16 protein-coding genes are annotated in these 12,842 nt (G+C 53.8%); 10 read left to right on the top strand and 6 right to left on the bottom strand.

Annotation, left to right across the window (positions count from 1 at the left end; all coding sequences use genetic code 11):
• Window positions 1-40 precede the first annotated feature (40 nt).
• Window positions 41-694 (top strand): trimeric intracellular cation channel family protein, encoded by a 654-nt coding sequence (locus QFZ34_RS13440; protein ID WP_115054618.1) that lies wholly within the window; start codon window positions 41-43, stop codon window positions 692-694.
• A gap of 2 nt (window positions 695-696) precedes the next feature.
• Here the strand turns inward: QFZ34_RS13440 and QFZ34_RS13435 are convergent, their stop codons facing one another.
• Window positions 697-1,689, bottom strand: coding sequence for an adenosine kinase (locus tag QFZ34_RS13435; protein WP_115054617.1), 993 nt, complete (start codon window positions 1,687-1,689; stop codon window positions 697-699).
• Window positions 1,690-1,862: 173 nt separating this feature from the next.
• Between QFZ34_RS13435 and QFZ34_RS13430 the strand changes: the two genes are divergently transcribed.
• Complete coding sequence (locus QFZ34_RS13430) at window positions 1,863-2,579, top strand: sulfate transporter family protein (protein WP_307281800.1); 717 nt, start codon at window positions 1,863-1,865, stop codon at window positions 2,577-2,579.
• Here the strand turns inward: QFZ34_RS13430 and nth are convergent.
• On the bottom strand, window positions 2,576-3,334 hold the full coding sequence (gene nth, locus QFZ34_RS13425) for an endonuclease III (protein ID WP_307281798.1): 759 nt from the start codon (window positions 3,332-3,334) through the stop codon (window positions 2,576-2,578). The genes QFZ34_RS13430 and nth overlap by 4 nt on opposite strands.
• 22 nt (window positions 3,335-3,356) lie before the next feature.
• Between nth and QFZ34_RS13420 the strand changes: the two genes are divergently transcribed.
• The 4 genes from QFZ34_RS13420 to cueR all read left to right on the top strand — a co-directional run bounded on the left by QFZ34_RS13420 (window position 3,357) and on the right by cueR (window position 7,829).
• A complete protein-coding gene (locus tag QFZ34_RS13420) occupies window positions 3,357-3,863 on the top strand; it encodes a DUF2244 domain-containing protein (RefSeq protein WP_307281795.1) in 507 nt (168 codons plus the stop codon).
• A gap of 76 nt (window positions 3,864-3,939) precedes the next feature.
• Entirely contained in the window at window positions 3,940-4,839 is a 900-nt protein-coding gene (locus tag QFZ34_RS13415; protein ID WP_307281792.1) for a methylated-DNA--[protein]-cysteine S-methyltransferase, read from the top strand.
• 97 nt (window positions 4,840-4,936) lie between these two features.
• Window positions 4,937-7,432 (top strand): heavy metal translocating P-type ATPase, encoded by a 2,496-nt coding sequence (locus QFZ34_RS13410; protein ID WP_307281789.1) that lies wholly within the window; start codon window positions 4,937-4,939, stop codon window positions 7,430-7,432.
• A 7-nt stretch (window positions 7,433-7,439) separates the two neighbouring features.
• Entirely contained in the window at window positions 7,440-7,829 is a 390-nt protein-coding gene (gene cueR / locus QFZ34_RS13405; RefSeq protein ID WP_115054611.1) for a Cu(I)-responsive transcriptional regulator, read from the top strand.
• Window positions 7,830-7,831: 2 nt separating this feature from the next.
• Here cueR and QFZ34_RS13400 read toward each other — a convergent pair whose 3' ends face one another.
• Entirely contained in the window at window positions 7,832-8,122 is a 291-nt protein-coding gene (locus QFZ34_RS13400; RefSeq protein WP_307281784.1) for a Dabb family protein, read from the bottom strand.
• Window positions 8,123-8,283: 161 nt separating this feature from the next.
• On the bottom strand, window positions 8,284-9,066 hold the full coding sequence (locus QFZ34_RS13395; RefSeq protein WP_307281781.1) for an SDR family oxidoreductase: 783 nt from the start codon (window positions 9,064-9,066) through the stop codon (window positions 8,284-8,286).
• Between the two features lie 95 nt (window positions 9,067-9,161).
• Between QFZ34_RS13395 and QFZ34_RS13390 the strand changes: the two genes are divergently transcribed.
• Window positions 9,162-9,623, top strand: coding sequence for an OsmC family protein (locus QFZ34_RS13390; RefSeq protein WP_307281778.1), 462 nt, complete (start codon window positions 9,162-9,164; stop codon window positions 9,621-9,623).
• Window positions 9,624-9,645: 22 nt separating this feature from the next.
• Complete coding sequence (locus QFZ34_RS13385) at window positions 9,646-9,843, top strand: glutathione S-transferase (protein WP_307281775.1); 198 nt, start codon at window positions 9,646-9,648, stop codon at window positions 9,841-9,843.
• Between the two features lie 10 nt (window positions 9,844-9,853).
• Here the strand turns inward: QFZ34_RS13385 and QFZ34_RS13380 are convergent, their stop codons facing one another.
• A complete protein-coding gene (locus QFZ34_RS13380) occupies window positions 9,854-10,804 on the bottom strand; it encodes a DMT family transporter (protein WP_307281773.1) in 951 nt (316 codons plus the stop codon).
• Between the two features lie 193 nt (window positions 10,805-10,997).
• Between QFZ34_RS13380 and QFZ34_RS13375 the strand changes: the two genes are divergently transcribed.
• Complete coding sequence (locus tag QFZ34_RS13375) at window positions 10,998-11,369, top strand: hypothetical protein (protein ID WP_307281771.1); 372 nt, start codon at window positions 10,998-11,000, stop codon at window positions 11,367-11,369.
• Here QFZ34_RS13375 and QFZ34_RS13370 read toward each other — a convergent pair.
• Complete coding sequence (locus QFZ34_RS13370) at window positions 11,355-11,951, bottom strand: TetR/AcrR family transcriptional regulator (RefSeq protein ID WP_115054605.1); 597 nt, start codon at window positions 11,949-11,951, stop codon at window positions 11,355-11,357. The genes QFZ34_RS13375 and QFZ34_RS13370 overlap by 15 nt on opposite strands.
• A gap of 144 nt (window positions 11,952-12,095) precedes the next feature.
• On the opposite strand from QFZ34_RS13370, the gene QFZ34_RS13365 reads away from it, so the two are divergent.
• Window positions 12,096-12,833 (top strand): NIPSNAP family protein, encoded by a 738-nt coding sequence (locus QFZ34_RS13365; RefSeq protein WP_307281768.1) that lies wholly within the window; start codon window positions 12,096-12,098, stop codon window positions 12,831-12,833.
• Window positions 12,834-12,842 lie beyond the last annotated feature (9 nt).

Here is a 12,842-nt window from a genome sequence, read left to right as displayed (position 1 = left end):
GCTGTATCTTCCAGCCAGATAAATGCGCGGAGCACTGCCCATGACCATGATTCAGATATTCAATTATGCGGGCGTGTTTGTGTTTGCTGCCACGGGCGCGCTTGCCGCTTCCCGGCGACAACTCGATATCATAGCCTTCATCTTTCTGGCTGCTGTTACCGGGATCGGCGGCGGCACGTTACGAGATCTAATTTTGGGCGTTCCAGTGTTTTGGGTTGAGGACCCGGGCAATTTGCTCGTCTGCATGGCAGCTGCCTTCATTGTCTATTTCTCGGCAAACTTACTGGAGTCGCGCTATCGCTTGCTGTTGTGGCTCGATGCGATGGGCCTTGCGGCCTATAGTGTTCTTGGTGCTGCCAAAGGACTGGCTCTGGGCTTCGATTCCACAATCGCAGTTGTAACGGGAATTTTGACCGCAACCTTTGGTGGTATATTGCGTGATATCGTTTCTGGCGAACCGTCGGTGCTCATGCGCCGCGAGATTTACGTCACGGCGGCATTGGCTGGCTCCAGCGCGTATACGCTTTTGTACAAACTCTCCGTTGCTCCCGAGATCGCAGCAGTTGCAGCCGCGCTCGCCGCTTTTGCCGTTCGCGGCGGAGCGCTATATTTCGGCTGGATATTACCCAACTATCACAAGCCCGGCCGCACCGATGAGGAACTCAAACGGGACGGATATATCCGCTCGGAATAGGTTTATAGCAACCCCGCCTGTTCAGCTGCCGTCTTCAGATTTTGTTGAGGGCGAGGACCGATCTGCTGGATTACGAGTCCAGCTGTCAGCGAGCCAAGTTTTGCACAGTCGGTCAATGACCGGCCACTGGTATAACCAAACAGAAAGCCCGCAGCATAAAGATCACCTGCCCCGGTTGTATCCACCAGTTCTTCAATTGCTATTGCCGGAACTGAAACGGTTACATCCCCCGACACGACGACCGAGCCTCTTTCGGAGCGTGTGATCGCAGCCAGCTTGCAATCCTTGCGGATCAACTCCAAACCGGTCTCGAAATCATCGGTTTGGTACAATGATTTCAACTCGGCTTCATTGGCAAAGACTATGTCGACCGTGCCTGAACGCATCAAATCAAGAAATTCGTCACGATATCTATCTACACAGAATGGATCCGAAAGCGTCATCGATACTTCGCGGCCATATTCGTGGGCGATTTTTGCGGAAAGCCGGATCGCTTCCTTCGCGCGGGGCGGGTCCCAAAGGTAGCCTTCGAAATAGGTTACCTTTGCTTCAGAAACTTTCGAGCTTTCGACATCTTCCGGTCCAAGCTCAATGCAGGCGCCGAGATAGGTATTCATCGAACGTTCGCCATCGGGCGTTACAAAGATCATGGATCTGGCCGTGGGGGGCGGCGCCTGTAACACGCGCGTGTCGAATGCTACGCCTTGCGAGCGGATATCATGGGTAAAAATATGGCCAAGCTGATCATCGGCAACCTTGCCAAAATAAGCAGCACGGCCTCCAAGGCTAGCGATGCCAGCGGCGGTATTGCCGGCACTTCCGCCCGAAGCTTCGATCGCGGGGCCCATACGCCCGTAGAGAAATTCCGCACGCTCGGCATCAATGAGGTTCATTGCATTTTTGATGATGCCGTTCTTCACGATGAAATCGTCATCGGTGCGGGCAATGATATCGACAATAGCGTTGCCGATGCAAAGCACGTCATAGCTGGACATGAATTCTCCGGATTGCGAGGCCTTAGCGGCGATTACACCTTAAGTGAATATTCCGGAGCACTTGGTAGCGCGTCAGCAGCGGCTTTACCACCCCCTCCGTTGCATGTTGCCTTGTCATCAACCATTACCGAACCTATGTCCCCTATATAGGAACAACTGGAGCACGGAACGCCATGATACTCGAAAGCGCTCGCGCTGCTGCTGGGCATCTATTCAGGCCGGAGTTCCGCTCCGTGCTGTGGAAATCGATCGGACTGACAGTTCTGCTGCTTGCTGGGGTGTGGTTTGGCTTGCGCGAACTCTTTGAAATTCTGGCTTGGCCATTTGTTGACCAAATGATACCGGACCTGCCTTCCTGGGCTGGCTGGATCGGTTTTATCGCTGGGATTCTGGCAAGTCTGGGACTGGCTCTCGGACTGGCATTGTTGATCGCGCCAGTGACCGCCATCGTTGCAGGCCTGTTTCTCGATGATGTTGCTGAAGTCGTGGAAAAAGAAGATTACCCGCTTGATCCCAAGGGAAAGCCTCTTCCGGCATGGCGCTCTTTTATTCTTTCGGCAAAGTTTCTGGGTGTCGTCATCGTCGGCAATTTCATTGCATTGCTTCTGCTGCTGATCCCTGGCGTCAACATCGTCGCGTTCTTCATGGTGAACGGCTATTTGCTGGGCCGAGAATTCTTTGAATTTGCCGCCATGCGATTCCGCCCTGAAATGGAAGCAAAGGCTTTGCGCTCCAAACATTCGACCACGGTATTTCTGGCAGGATTGGTGATTGCAGCTTTCATGGCCATTCCGATTTTGAACCTGCTGACACCCTTGTTTGCAGCAGCAATGATGGTGCATCTGCACAAGGCCGTTGCACAGTCCGAGCCTCCTGCGGCGGTGAGTTAGAAAACCTGAGGCGGCAGAGGCACCAGGGGCGCGGGTATTTCCGACGTCTTTTCGGCGGCCTTGCAGATATCGGCGACGACACAGGCAGGGCATTCCGGTTTGCGGGCCTTGCAAGTGTATCGCCCGTGCAGAATAAGCCAGTGATGAGCATGATAAAGATATTCCGCAGGAATAATCTTCATCAGTTTGTCTTCCACCTGTTCAGGGGTTTTGCCGGGTGCCAGACCAAGGCGATTGCCTATGCGAAAAATATGGGTATCGACCGCCATCGTTGCCTGACCGAAAGCCATTGAAAGCACGACATTAGCGGTTTTGCGCCCTACACCCGGCAGCTTGACCAGTTCATCCCTGTCATTCGGAACAACACTGCCATATTTGGTGATCAGCGTTTGTGAGAGCGTAATGACGTTCTTTGCCTTGTTACGCCAAAGGCCTATTGTTCGGATATATTCGCCGACTTTTTCTTCGCCAAGCGCCAGCATCTTTTCAGGCGTATCGGCAATTTTAAACAGCGCACGCGTCGCCTTGTTTACACCGACATCCGTCGCTTGTGCCGAAAGCACCACAGCAACAAGCAGCGTAAAGGGATTGACGTGCTCAAGCTCCCCCTTTGGTTCTGGCCTCTGAACCGCAAACCGCCTGAAAATTTCATGGATTTCCGCTGCAGTATAGCTTGTACCAGCCACGCGGCGAGGCTTGGCTGATACAGGGCTACTCACGCTAATCTGATCAATTTTATGCTTGGGATTTTCCATTTGCCTTCTATACTTATACACCATGAGCCAAACAATCGACCCAATTGACGCTGGCGCCCACAACGAAGAAGAGATTTTTCGCGCTCTTCTGGTGCCACACCGTTCGCTCGGAAAAATGGGGTTTCTCGTGGTTATGGGAGCGTTGGGGATCAGCAGCTTTGTAACCGGTATTTTCTTCCTGATGCTGGGCGCTTGGCCGGTATTCGGGTTTTTCGGTCTTGATGTTCTGCTCGTCTATATTGCGTTCCGTCTGAACTACCGGTCTGCGCGTGCACATGAGGAAGTGAGCATTTCGCGCATCGCTTTGCAGGTCCGTCAGGTTGCGCCATCAGGGCGGAGCAAGTTGCATGAGTTCAACCCCTTCTGGACAAGGTTTCTCGTGTCTCGTCACTCGGAGATTGGTATTACATCGATGCGGGTCGAGAGTCGTGGTAAAGCTTTGCCTATAGGCTCATTCCTTAATCCGGATGATCGCGAAAGCTTTGCTTCCGCTTTTCAAAGGGCGCTGGCGACCGCCAAAAGCCGGTAGTGCAGAGCGTGCAAGAATCGGGTGGCGGCAAAGGCTTATCAATGGTCATATAGCCTCAACAACGAGGTACAGAACCATGAAACCACAGGCCATACTTCAAAAGGACATTACGCCGAAGGGTGATGATTACGCCATTGTGAGCCATATCATAGAGCGCATCAGCAAGGATTATCGTGACCAGCCTTCGCTTGAGACACTGGCGCGCGACACTGGCCTCTCACCAACGGGACTGCAAAAGCTTTTCACGCGATGGGCAGGTCTGTCGCCAAAGGGTTTTTTGCAGGCAGTGACTATCGATCACGCCCGGCGCCTGCTTGATGAGGGCATGCCTCTGCTGGAAACAGCGTATGAAACCGGCCTTTCAGGACCAGGTCGCCTGCATGATCTGTTTGTAACCCATGAAGGGATGTCGCCCGGTGATTACAAATCGCGCGGTGCAGGACTTACCATCCGTTACGGTTTCCTCATCTCACCCTTTGGTCAGGCTCTGATCATGGTGACCGAAAGGGGATTGGCCGGTCTGGCCTTTGCCGATCCTGGCAAGGAACGGGATGCTCTCGCCGATATGTCTTCGCGCTGGCCCAACGCCACCTATGTGGAAGACCTTGCCGCGACGGCCCCATATGCGGCACGTGTTTTCAATCCGTCAGAATGGCGCGCCGACAAACCCCTAAAGGTCGTAACCATCGGTACGGACTTTCAACTTCGCGTTTGGGAAGCGCTGTTAAAGATTCCCATGGGCAAATGCGTTGCCTATTCTGACATTGCTGCCGATATCGGATCACCCAAAGCATCGCGCGCCGTTGGCGCGGCGGTAGGAGCCAATCCGGTTTCCTTCGTCGTGCCTTGCCATCGGGCAGTGGGGAAATCCGGAGCTTTGACGGGTTATCATTGGGGCCTTACCCGCAAGCGGGCAATTCTTGGCTGGGAGGCAGGGCAGCTTGGCACCGGAGAAGAGATAAGCCAAGCAGGATGACGAATTAAGCAATTCCCGGTCATCCTGCCCTTGACCTTCCAGTTACTGGAAAGATTATCTTTGATGCACTATCTGGTTTCTAACCGAAAGCTGCATCATGAAACACGATCATAGCCATCATCATAATCACTCCTGCTGCGGAGGATCTCAGCCTCCATTGGATGCGGTTATACGCGATCCCGTTTGCGGAATGATTGTGGACCCGAATGCTGGCAAACTGTCGGCCACGCATGGCGGACGGGTGTTTCATTTCTGCTCCGCATCTTGCCATGCAAAATTCACAAAAGAGCCGGCAAACTATCTTGAAGCCACAGACCCTGTTTGCGGTATGAAGGTCGACCGCGCCAGCGCCAAACATTTTCTGCGGCATGAGGGCGAGAAATATTATTTCTGCTCAGCCAGCTGCATGGCGAAGTTTGAAAAGGCCCCGCAAGATTATTTTGGTGACCGCCCTGCGCCGAAGCCAATGCCTGCCGGAACGCAATATACCTGCCCTATGCATCCGGAAATCATCAGCGATGTTCCCGGCTCTTGCCCGCTTTGTGGAATGGCTCTGGAGCCAATGGGAATACCGACGGGTGATGAGGGACCCAATCCCGAACTTGTCGACTTTACCAAGCGCTTCTGGATCAGTGCGCTTTGTTCAGTGCCGCTTTTGCTCATGACAATGGGACCAATGCTCGGACTGCCCTTGCGTTCGTGGATTGGAGAGGAACTTGCGATCTGGCTGGAATTTGCTTTAGCAACGCCAGTCGTCCTTTGGGCGGCAATCCCCTTCTTCGAACGCGCCTGGTCGTCCTTCGTCCATCGCAGCCCGAACATGTGGACGCTTATCGCCATTGGCGTTGGTGCGGCCTATGCGTTCAGTGTCATTGCAACATTTCTGCCGGATATTTTTCCCCATTCCTTCCGCATGCATGGCGGTTCGGTGCCGGTTTACTTTGAAGCGGCAGCGGTTATCGTTACGCTTGTTTTCCTTGGTCAAATTCTTGAGTTAAAGGCGCGCGAGCGAACCGGCTCGGCGATCCGTGCCCTGCTTGACCTTGCGCCAAAGACTGCCAGACGCCTCGCCAAGGATGGCACGGAAACAGATGTCCCGCTGGATGACGTGATGGTGGGTGATCGTCTTCGTGTTCGCCCCGGCGAAAGCGTGCCGGTGGATGGCATTGTTGTTGAGGGCCGTTCGTCAATTGACGAATCCATGCTGACCGGCGAACCGCTTCCAGTTGAAAAGAACGTCGAGGACACTGTCACAGGCGGCACGCTCAATCGGAATGGCACTTTGCTGATCACGGCGGAAAAGGTGGGGGCGGATACTGTTCTATCCCAGATCGTTGGCATGGTCGCGTCGGCACAGCGCTCGCGTGCGCCGATTCAGGGCATGGCAGACCGTGTCGCCAGTTACTTCGTTCCTGCCGTGGTTGTTGTTGCTCTCGTCGCATTCGCTGTCTGGGCTCTCATTGGACCAGAACCTGGCATGATCTATGGCCTCGTTGCAGCCGTTTCGGTGCTTATCATAGCCTGTCCCTGTGCGCTTGGGCTGGCAACGCCAATGTCAATTATGACTGCCACAGGGCGCGGTGCCCAGGCCGGCGTTCTCATCAAAGACGCAGAAGCGCTTGAACGCTTTGCCAATGTTGACACGCTCATTGTCGATAAAACCGGAACACTGACGGAGGGGAAACCGAAATTGACGGATATTGTAACCGTCGGTGGCATTTCCGAAAATGATTTGCTCGGCTTTGCGGCAAGCCTTGAAAAGGGCTCCGAGCATCCTTTGGCCGAAGCCATTATTGAAGGTGCAAAAGCACGAAATCTGACGGTTCAGAACGCGGCTGACTTCAATGCTGTCACCGGCAAAGGCATATCGGGCAAAATCGGCACCAGCAATGTTGCGCTTGGTAACCTTGCCATGATGCAGGATATCGGCGTCGATATCGCTGCCCTTACCCAACAGGCTGATGCCCTGAGAGCAGCAGGCAAAAGCGCGCTCTTTATTGCCGTCGACGGCAAGGCCGCTGGTATTCTTGCGGTCGCCGATCCCATCAAATCAACGACCATCGAGGCCATACGAAAACTGCATGATGCAGGACTTCGCATCATTATGGCGACGGGCGATAACAAGGTGACAGCGCTGGCGGTCGCCAAAGAGCTAGGCATTGATGAGGTTCGCGCCGATATGCTGCCCGAGACCAAAAAACAGTTAATCGACGAATTGCATGCCAAGGGATCGAAGGTCGCCATGGCGGGTGATGGCGTCAATGATTCCCCTGCGCTTGCAGCCGCCGATGTTGGCATCGCAATGGGAACCGGAGCAGATGTCGCAATGCAAAGCGCCGGAATAACCTTGGTAAAAGGAGACCTCAACGGTATCGTTCGCGCCCGGACGCTGGCTACGTCCACCATTCGCAATATCAAGCAAAACCTGTTCTTCGCCTTCATCTACAATGTGCTTGGCGTACCTGTAGCGGCCGGCGTGCTCTATCCGGTTTTCGGCCTCCTATTATCGCCGATGCTCGCTGCCGCAGCGATGAGTCTTTCCTCTGTTTCCGTAATCGCCAATGCGTTGCGGTTACGCACTATCAAACTGTGAGGTTTCCATGAATATTGGCAACGCTTCCGAACGCTCCGGCCTGCCGGCAAAGACAATCCGGTATTACGAGGATATCGGCCTGCTAAAACCAGACCGGGCCGATAATGGCTATCGCGACTACTCAATGTCCGATGTCCACAAGCTGCGCTTTTTGCAACGTTCGCGGGGGCTAGGATTTTCTGTGGAAGAGTGCCGCCAGTTGCTGGCATTATACGAGGATAAGGATCGTGCCAGCGCCGATGTCAAATCAATGGCGCAATCCAAACTTCAGGAAGTTGAGCGTAAGATCACTGAACTTCGTGAATTGCAGCATACGCTGAACCATCTGGTCGCCCATTGCCATGGCGACCAGAGGCCAGACTGTCCGATACTCGAAAATATTTCAGGCGAAGCTTAAAGCTAAAGCGTCGACACGACATCCGCAGAGATGCGCAGCTCGCGCATGGGTTTTACCAGCGCGGTCGTTGCCGAATATATGGGGTGGGCCTTGTAGGCTGCGAGCGCGGCGGCGTCCTCAAACTCGCCATAGACGACGACATCGATCTCATCGGAAACCGGATCTACCTTTGTGTTCTTCATCACTTCGAAGGTGGTTGAGTGCGGTATTTCACCAAGCTGTTTCAGCCCGGTGATGATTGCTTCAACATCATCTTTGTTACGGGCGCTGAAGAATACAATATGGCGGATCATAGCTGTTTCCTGATGCAATGGATTGCGCAGGACTTTTCATATCTGACCCCCGCCCGTCAATAGATGCGCTGTCGCAGGTTGGTCTCAAAGTTGATGGAGTGGGTCACGACTTCGTTTGCACGATGCTCGCCGTGACCCCGATAGGTTCTAGGGTCCAGACCCTAGCCCAAGGTTGAGTTGAACGCCCCGCCATCCAGCAAAAGATTTTGGCCTACAATGAAGCCGGAGAACTGGCTGCACAGAAAGGCGGCGGCAGCGCCGAACTCTTCTGCAGTACCGTAACGCCCAGTCGGATTTCCCGCATATGCTTCTGCGCGAGCTTCCTCCAAGGAAATTTTCTTGGCAGCGGCGGTGCGCTCGATAAAGCCTTTGGTCCGATCGGTATCGTGAGATCCGGGCAACAAATTGTTGATGATAACACCGTGTCGGGCGACCTGCCTTGCAGTTCCCGCGACGAAACCGGTGAGGCCGCTGCGCGCTGCGTTGGACAAGCCAAGCTGTGCGATAGGCGACTTCACCGAGCCCGACGTAATATTGACGACGCGGCCCCATTTGCGTTCGATCATGCCGGGTAAAATTGCGTTCATGAGCAGGATCGGCGTCAGCATATTATTATTGACGGCCTGCAGCCATTCTTCTTCGCCCCAATCAGACCAGACACCGGGAGGCGGGCCACCCGCATTGTTTATCAGAATGTCAGCGTTGGGTTCCGCCCGCAACAGGGCCAAGCGCCCTGCTTCCGTTGTTACATCCTCCGCAACAATCTGAACCGCAACGCCATACTTTCCTGCGATTTCATCCGCTGTGGCGCGCAAGGTCGATTCCGTGCGGGCATTAAGCGTGAGATTGACACCTGCTTCTGCCAGCTTCTCAGCAACACCCCGGCCAAGCCCCTTCGAACTTGCGCAAACAATTGCGCGCCTTCCCTTGATACCCAGATCCATACCATTACCATCCTTATTATCGATGATCCCTTATCGACAATTCCGGCATGCTTTGACAAGCTCCCGCAACGCAGATCAAAACCGGGAATCAGATCATGGCAACATTCGGAGCGACTATTTTATGGAATAGGGATGAAGGCGCTGCTTTCACCGACAACAAATATAGCCGGGCCCATCTCTGGCAATTCGATGGCGGCGCAGAGGTCCCAGCCTCGTCTTCACCGCATATTGTGCGCCTGCCCTATTCCGTGGCCGAGAATGTCGATCCTGAGGAAGCCTTCGTTGCCTCGATTTCGAGTTGCCACATGCTGTTCTTTCTTGCCGGTGCGGCAAAAGCCGGATTTGTCATTGATGAATACCGCGATGAGGCGCAAGGCGAACTGGCAAAGAACGAAAAGGGGAAAGTCTATATCAGCCACGTGGTTCTGCGTCCGCATGTGACCTATGCCGGACAGTCACCGGACAAAGCCGCCGAAGCGGAATTTCACCACGCGGCCCATGAGCAATGTTTTATTGCCAATTCAGTGATTACAAAAGTCGATGTTGAACCTGCCTGACCGTTGACGTTGGAGGAATATAATGCACACCGAACTCAAGATCGCGGACGCGATAAACACGACCTGTCCTTGGTCGGGCGATGCCATCAAGGAAGACAGCCTGACGTTTTATAATGGAGCCGTTGTCGGCTTCTGCAATCCTGGCTGCCGGGACAAATTCGAAAAAGCGATCAACCACTTCGACACGGAACTGGTCCATCGCCGGCATGAAAGTCTCTGATCTTATTGGTTCAGGCACCGTCGCCTGAACCGGCCACAACTGCTTCTGCTGGTCGCTTCATCCGGCCTTGCCGCTTTAATTGCTGTTCGCGGAAGAAGATGAACAGGCCTGATGCGATAATGAATCCAGAGCCTACGAGCATCGACATGCGCGGTACGTCGCCAAACACCATCCAACCAAACAGGATGGCCCAGAAGAGGAGCGTATATTGCAGCGGCGCTACCGTGGCTGCATCGGCAAGTTTCAATGCCCGGTTGACCAGCACATGGGCAAGCATGGCGACAATCCCCAGTAGTCCGAGCAATAATAGATCGCGCATCGTCACCGGTGTCCACTCGAAACAAATCCAGGCGAGTCCCGCCAACCCTGCTCCAATAATCTGCCAGAACACCAAAGTCGTATCCGGCGTTCTGCGCAATGTGCGGCCCAGCAGCAGCATGAACGCAAAGGCAATACTGCCAAATATCGAAATGACCGCCTGCGGCGTAAGTGCCTGCGACGATGGTTCAAGTGCAATTATCACCCCGACAAAGCCAAGAATGATAGCGCTCCAGCGCCTCCAGCCAACCGGCTCTTTCAAAATGAAGGGAGAGATCGCCGCCACATAGATTGGCGCAGCGAGCCAGTAGGTCATGACATCGGCCAAGGGCAAATAAATGACTGCGAAGTAGAATGCGAAAACTTCAGCCGTCGAAAGAATGACCCGCGCTACCTGTGTCCATGGTTGGTCGACCTGCACGATCTTCTTGGGGCCATTAAACCATATAAATGGCGCCAGCACGACCAAGGCGGCAATGCTGCGAATGAATACAACTTGCCCAACCGAATAAGTCGAAACCAACCACTTTCCCATGACGTCATTAAGCGAAAACATTAACATGCCAAGCAACATGAGCAATATCCCGGTACGTGCTGTTGATGCTTCGGGAGAGTGGGCTACGGTTACCGGAGTCGAGGGCATGAGCATTTCCTGAATTAAGTCTTTTGTCCAAGCTCTGAGCCATTTTCGGCTTTCAATCCAGTATAAAAACGCCACTTTTGCTTTTGGCTACGAAGAATCCCGACCGAATTGCTTAGAATACGCTCAATTGGCTGGCTGGAATGGTTTTTGATTTGAGAGTATGTTCTTGGCTTGGGCTTCCGGGGGGACAATTATGCCTAAGATTTCTCAGCTCTTTTTCAAATCGGCGACGATTTTCTTCATCATTGGAGTCATGATGGGGCTTCATATGGGGTTTTCTGGTGATCACAGCCCTGTCCCCGCGCATGCCCACCTTAATCTTTTAGGCTGGGTAAGCAGCGCCATCTTTGCAACCTACTACGCCCTTAACCCCAAGAAGGCAGAGGGGAAACTGGTGATGTGGCAGTTTGCTGTCTACACGACCGGGATCGTGGTGATGATCCCCTCGCTCTATTTCATGGCGCTGGGAAACGCAGCTTTGGAGCCCCTCGTAGGCATAGGCTCATTGATCGTGTTTGCCGGTGTTCTACTCTTCGCGGTTGTGGTTTTCTCAAGCAAGAACTAGGGCCAATTGCCGGGCGCTGGCACGCAGCGGCTCCGCACTCTGGCTCGCCTTTGCCATCGCCATTGCACCCGAATAGCTGGCAACGACCAGCGTCGCCAAATCTTGCGCATCAGATGCACTCATTGCCGGCCTGTCGGTTTTAAGCCGCACGACAATCGCCTCGCGCCATTCATCGAACACCGTGCTCACCGCTTGGCGAAAATCACTATCAGCCAAGGAGAGCTCCAGAGCCAGATTGTTAAGCGGACAGCCGGACACCACCTGATTGCGATCCAAAGTCGTGGCGACATTATCGAGAAAAGTCGCGACACCCTCGCCGACCGATGCGGCTGTCGAGACTGGCTTGATTGCAGTTTCCTGAACCTCTGCCGCAACACGCTCGGCAATCACCGCCAGGCCGAGCGCTTTCTTTGTCGCGAAATGATGGTGCAAGGCCCCACCGGTGGTTGTCGCCGCCTGCACCACATCCTGAATGCTGGTACCATTATATCCGTTTTGTTGAAAAAGAGCGGCAGCCACGTCCAAAATCCGCGCTCGCATGGCCAGCGGATTGTTAGTTCTTTTCGGCTTCTCTTTCTGCATCAAAAGCTCTCGCTGCGCGCAAATTTCAATCGCTGTGACCGGATTCGGACGGCTCCGTGATTCTCCGTTCTAGACTATCAAATTGACAAAACAGGACAACCGGTTTTATTAAACAGGATGATTGACCTGTTTTTGGAGAAGGCGATGACTGAACCAGCAAAGACATCGAACTACAGCCCCATTATCGAGCTGCGGCGCTATACACTTCATCCCAACCGGCGCGACGAGCTGATTGGCGTTTTCGATGAGCATTTCCTTGAAGGCCAAGAGCATTGCGGCATGAAGATCATTGGTCAGTTTACAGATATGGACGATCCTGATGCGTTCGTCTGGTTTCGTGGGTTTAATGATATGCGGGCAAGGCAGAAGGCTCTGACCGCGTTCTACGACGGACCGGTCTGGGGCGAGCATCGCCATACGGCCAATGCCACGATGGTGGATTCAGATGATGTCCTGTTGCTGCATCCTGCTTATGACGGCTTGGATTTCGAGCTGCCTGTGAGCCGCAATGCAAATCAAAAGGCTGCACCTGCTTCAAGCATATTCCGGATCGCAACATACAAGCTCCGAGCCCCCGCGGAGACAGGTTTTATCGAATTTTACAAGACTGACCTCGCACCTATTCTTAACGATTCTGGCGATAGACGGATCGCTCTTCTGGCTTCTGAACACAGTGAAAACAGCTTCACCCGCCTCCCGGTGCGTCTCGGAGAGAATGTCCTCGTCAGCGTCTCGCGGTTTGATTCTGCTGCGGAGGAGGCAGATTTTGATCGTGCTTTGGCTGACCGCATGGATTTTGACCAAGCCAGACTTGCGACTTGGCTTATCGCACCGCTCGTTACTGCGCGATTGAAACCGACTGCCGGTTCATTATTGCGGTAAATTGAGAAA

It is taken from the genome of Phyllobacterium ifriqiyense, assembly GCF_030817885.1.
In the GTDB taxonomy this organism is placed as follows: domain Bacteria; phylum Pseudomonadota; class Alphaproteobacteria; order Rhizobiales; family Rhizobiaceae; genus Phyllobacterium; species Phyllobacterium ifriqiyense.
The sequence above is the reverse complement of the archived record's forward strand: the minus strand, read 5'-3'. Positions and strand labels throughout refer to the sequence as shown.

What these genes read in the sequence shown, in the direction of transcription:
- QFZ34_RS13440 (WP_115054618.1), top strand. Translation starts at nt 41, where the DNA reads ATGACCATGATTCAGATATTCAATTATGCGGGCGTGTTTGTGTTTGCT.
- QFZ34_RS13435 (WP_115054617.1), bottom strand. Translation starts at nt 1,689, where the DNA reads ATGTCCAGCTATGACGTGCTTTGCATCGGCAACGCTATTGTCGATATC.
- QFZ34_RS13430 (WP_307281800.1), top strand. Translation starts at nt 1,863, where the DNA reads ATGATACTCGAAAGCGCTCGCGCTGCTGCTGGGCATCTATTCAGGCCG.
- nth (WP_307281798.1), bottom strand. Translation starts at nt 3,334, where the DNA reads ATGGAAAATCCCAAGCATAAAATTGATCAGATTAGCGTGAGTAGCCCT.
- QFZ34_RS13420 (WP_307281795.1), top strand. Translation starts at nt 3,357, where the DNA reads ATGAGCCAAACAATCGACCCAATTGACGCTGGCGCCCACAACGAAGAA.
- QFZ34_RS13415 (WP_307281792.1), top strand. Translation starts at nt 3,940, where the DNA reads ATGAAACCACAGGCCATACTTCAAAAGGACATTACGCCGAAGGGTGAT.
- QFZ34_RS13410 (WP_307281789.1), top strand. Translation starts at nt 4,937, where the DNA reads ATGAAACACGATCATAGCCATCATCATAATCACTCCTGCTGCGGAGGA.
- cueR (WP_115054611.1), top strand. Translation starts at nt 7,440, where the DNA reads ATGAATATTGGCAACGCTTCCGAACGCTCCGGCCTGCCGGCAAAGACA.
- QFZ34_RS13400 (WP_307281784.1), bottom strand. Translation starts at nt 8,122, where the DNA reads ATGATCCGCCATATTGTATTCTTCAGCGCCCGTAACAAAGATGATGTT.
- QFZ34_RS13395 (WP_307281781.1), bottom strand. Translation starts at nt 9,066, where the DNA reads ATGGATCTGGGTATCAAGGGAAGGCGCGCAATTGTTTGCGCAAGTTCG.
- QFZ34_RS13390 (WP_307281778.1), top strand. Translation starts at nt 9,162, where the DNA reads ATGGCAACATTCGGAGCGACTATTTTATGGAATAGGGATGAAGGCGCT.
- QFZ34_RS13385 (WP_307281775.1), top strand. Translation starts at nt 9,646, where the DNA reads ATGCACACCGAACTCAAGATCGCGGACGCGATAAACACGACCTGTCCT.
- QFZ34_RS13380 (WP_307281773.1), bottom strand. Translation starts at nt 10,804, where the DNA reads ATGCCCTCGACTCCGGTAACCGTAGCCCACTCTCCCGAAGCATCAACA.
- QFZ34_RS13375 (WP_307281771.1), top strand. Translation starts at nt 10,998, where the DNA reads ATGCCTAAGATTTCTCAGCTCTTTTTCAAATCGGCGACGATTTTCTTC.
- QFZ34_RS13370 (WP_115054605.1), bottom strand. Translation starts at nt 11,951, where the DNA reads ATGCAGAAAGAGAAGCCGAAAAGAACTAACAATCCGCTGGCCATGCGA.
- QFZ34_RS13365 (WP_307281768.1), top strand. Translation starts at nt 12,096, where the DNA reads ATGACTGAACCAGCAAAGACATCGAACTACAGCCCCATTATCGAGCTG.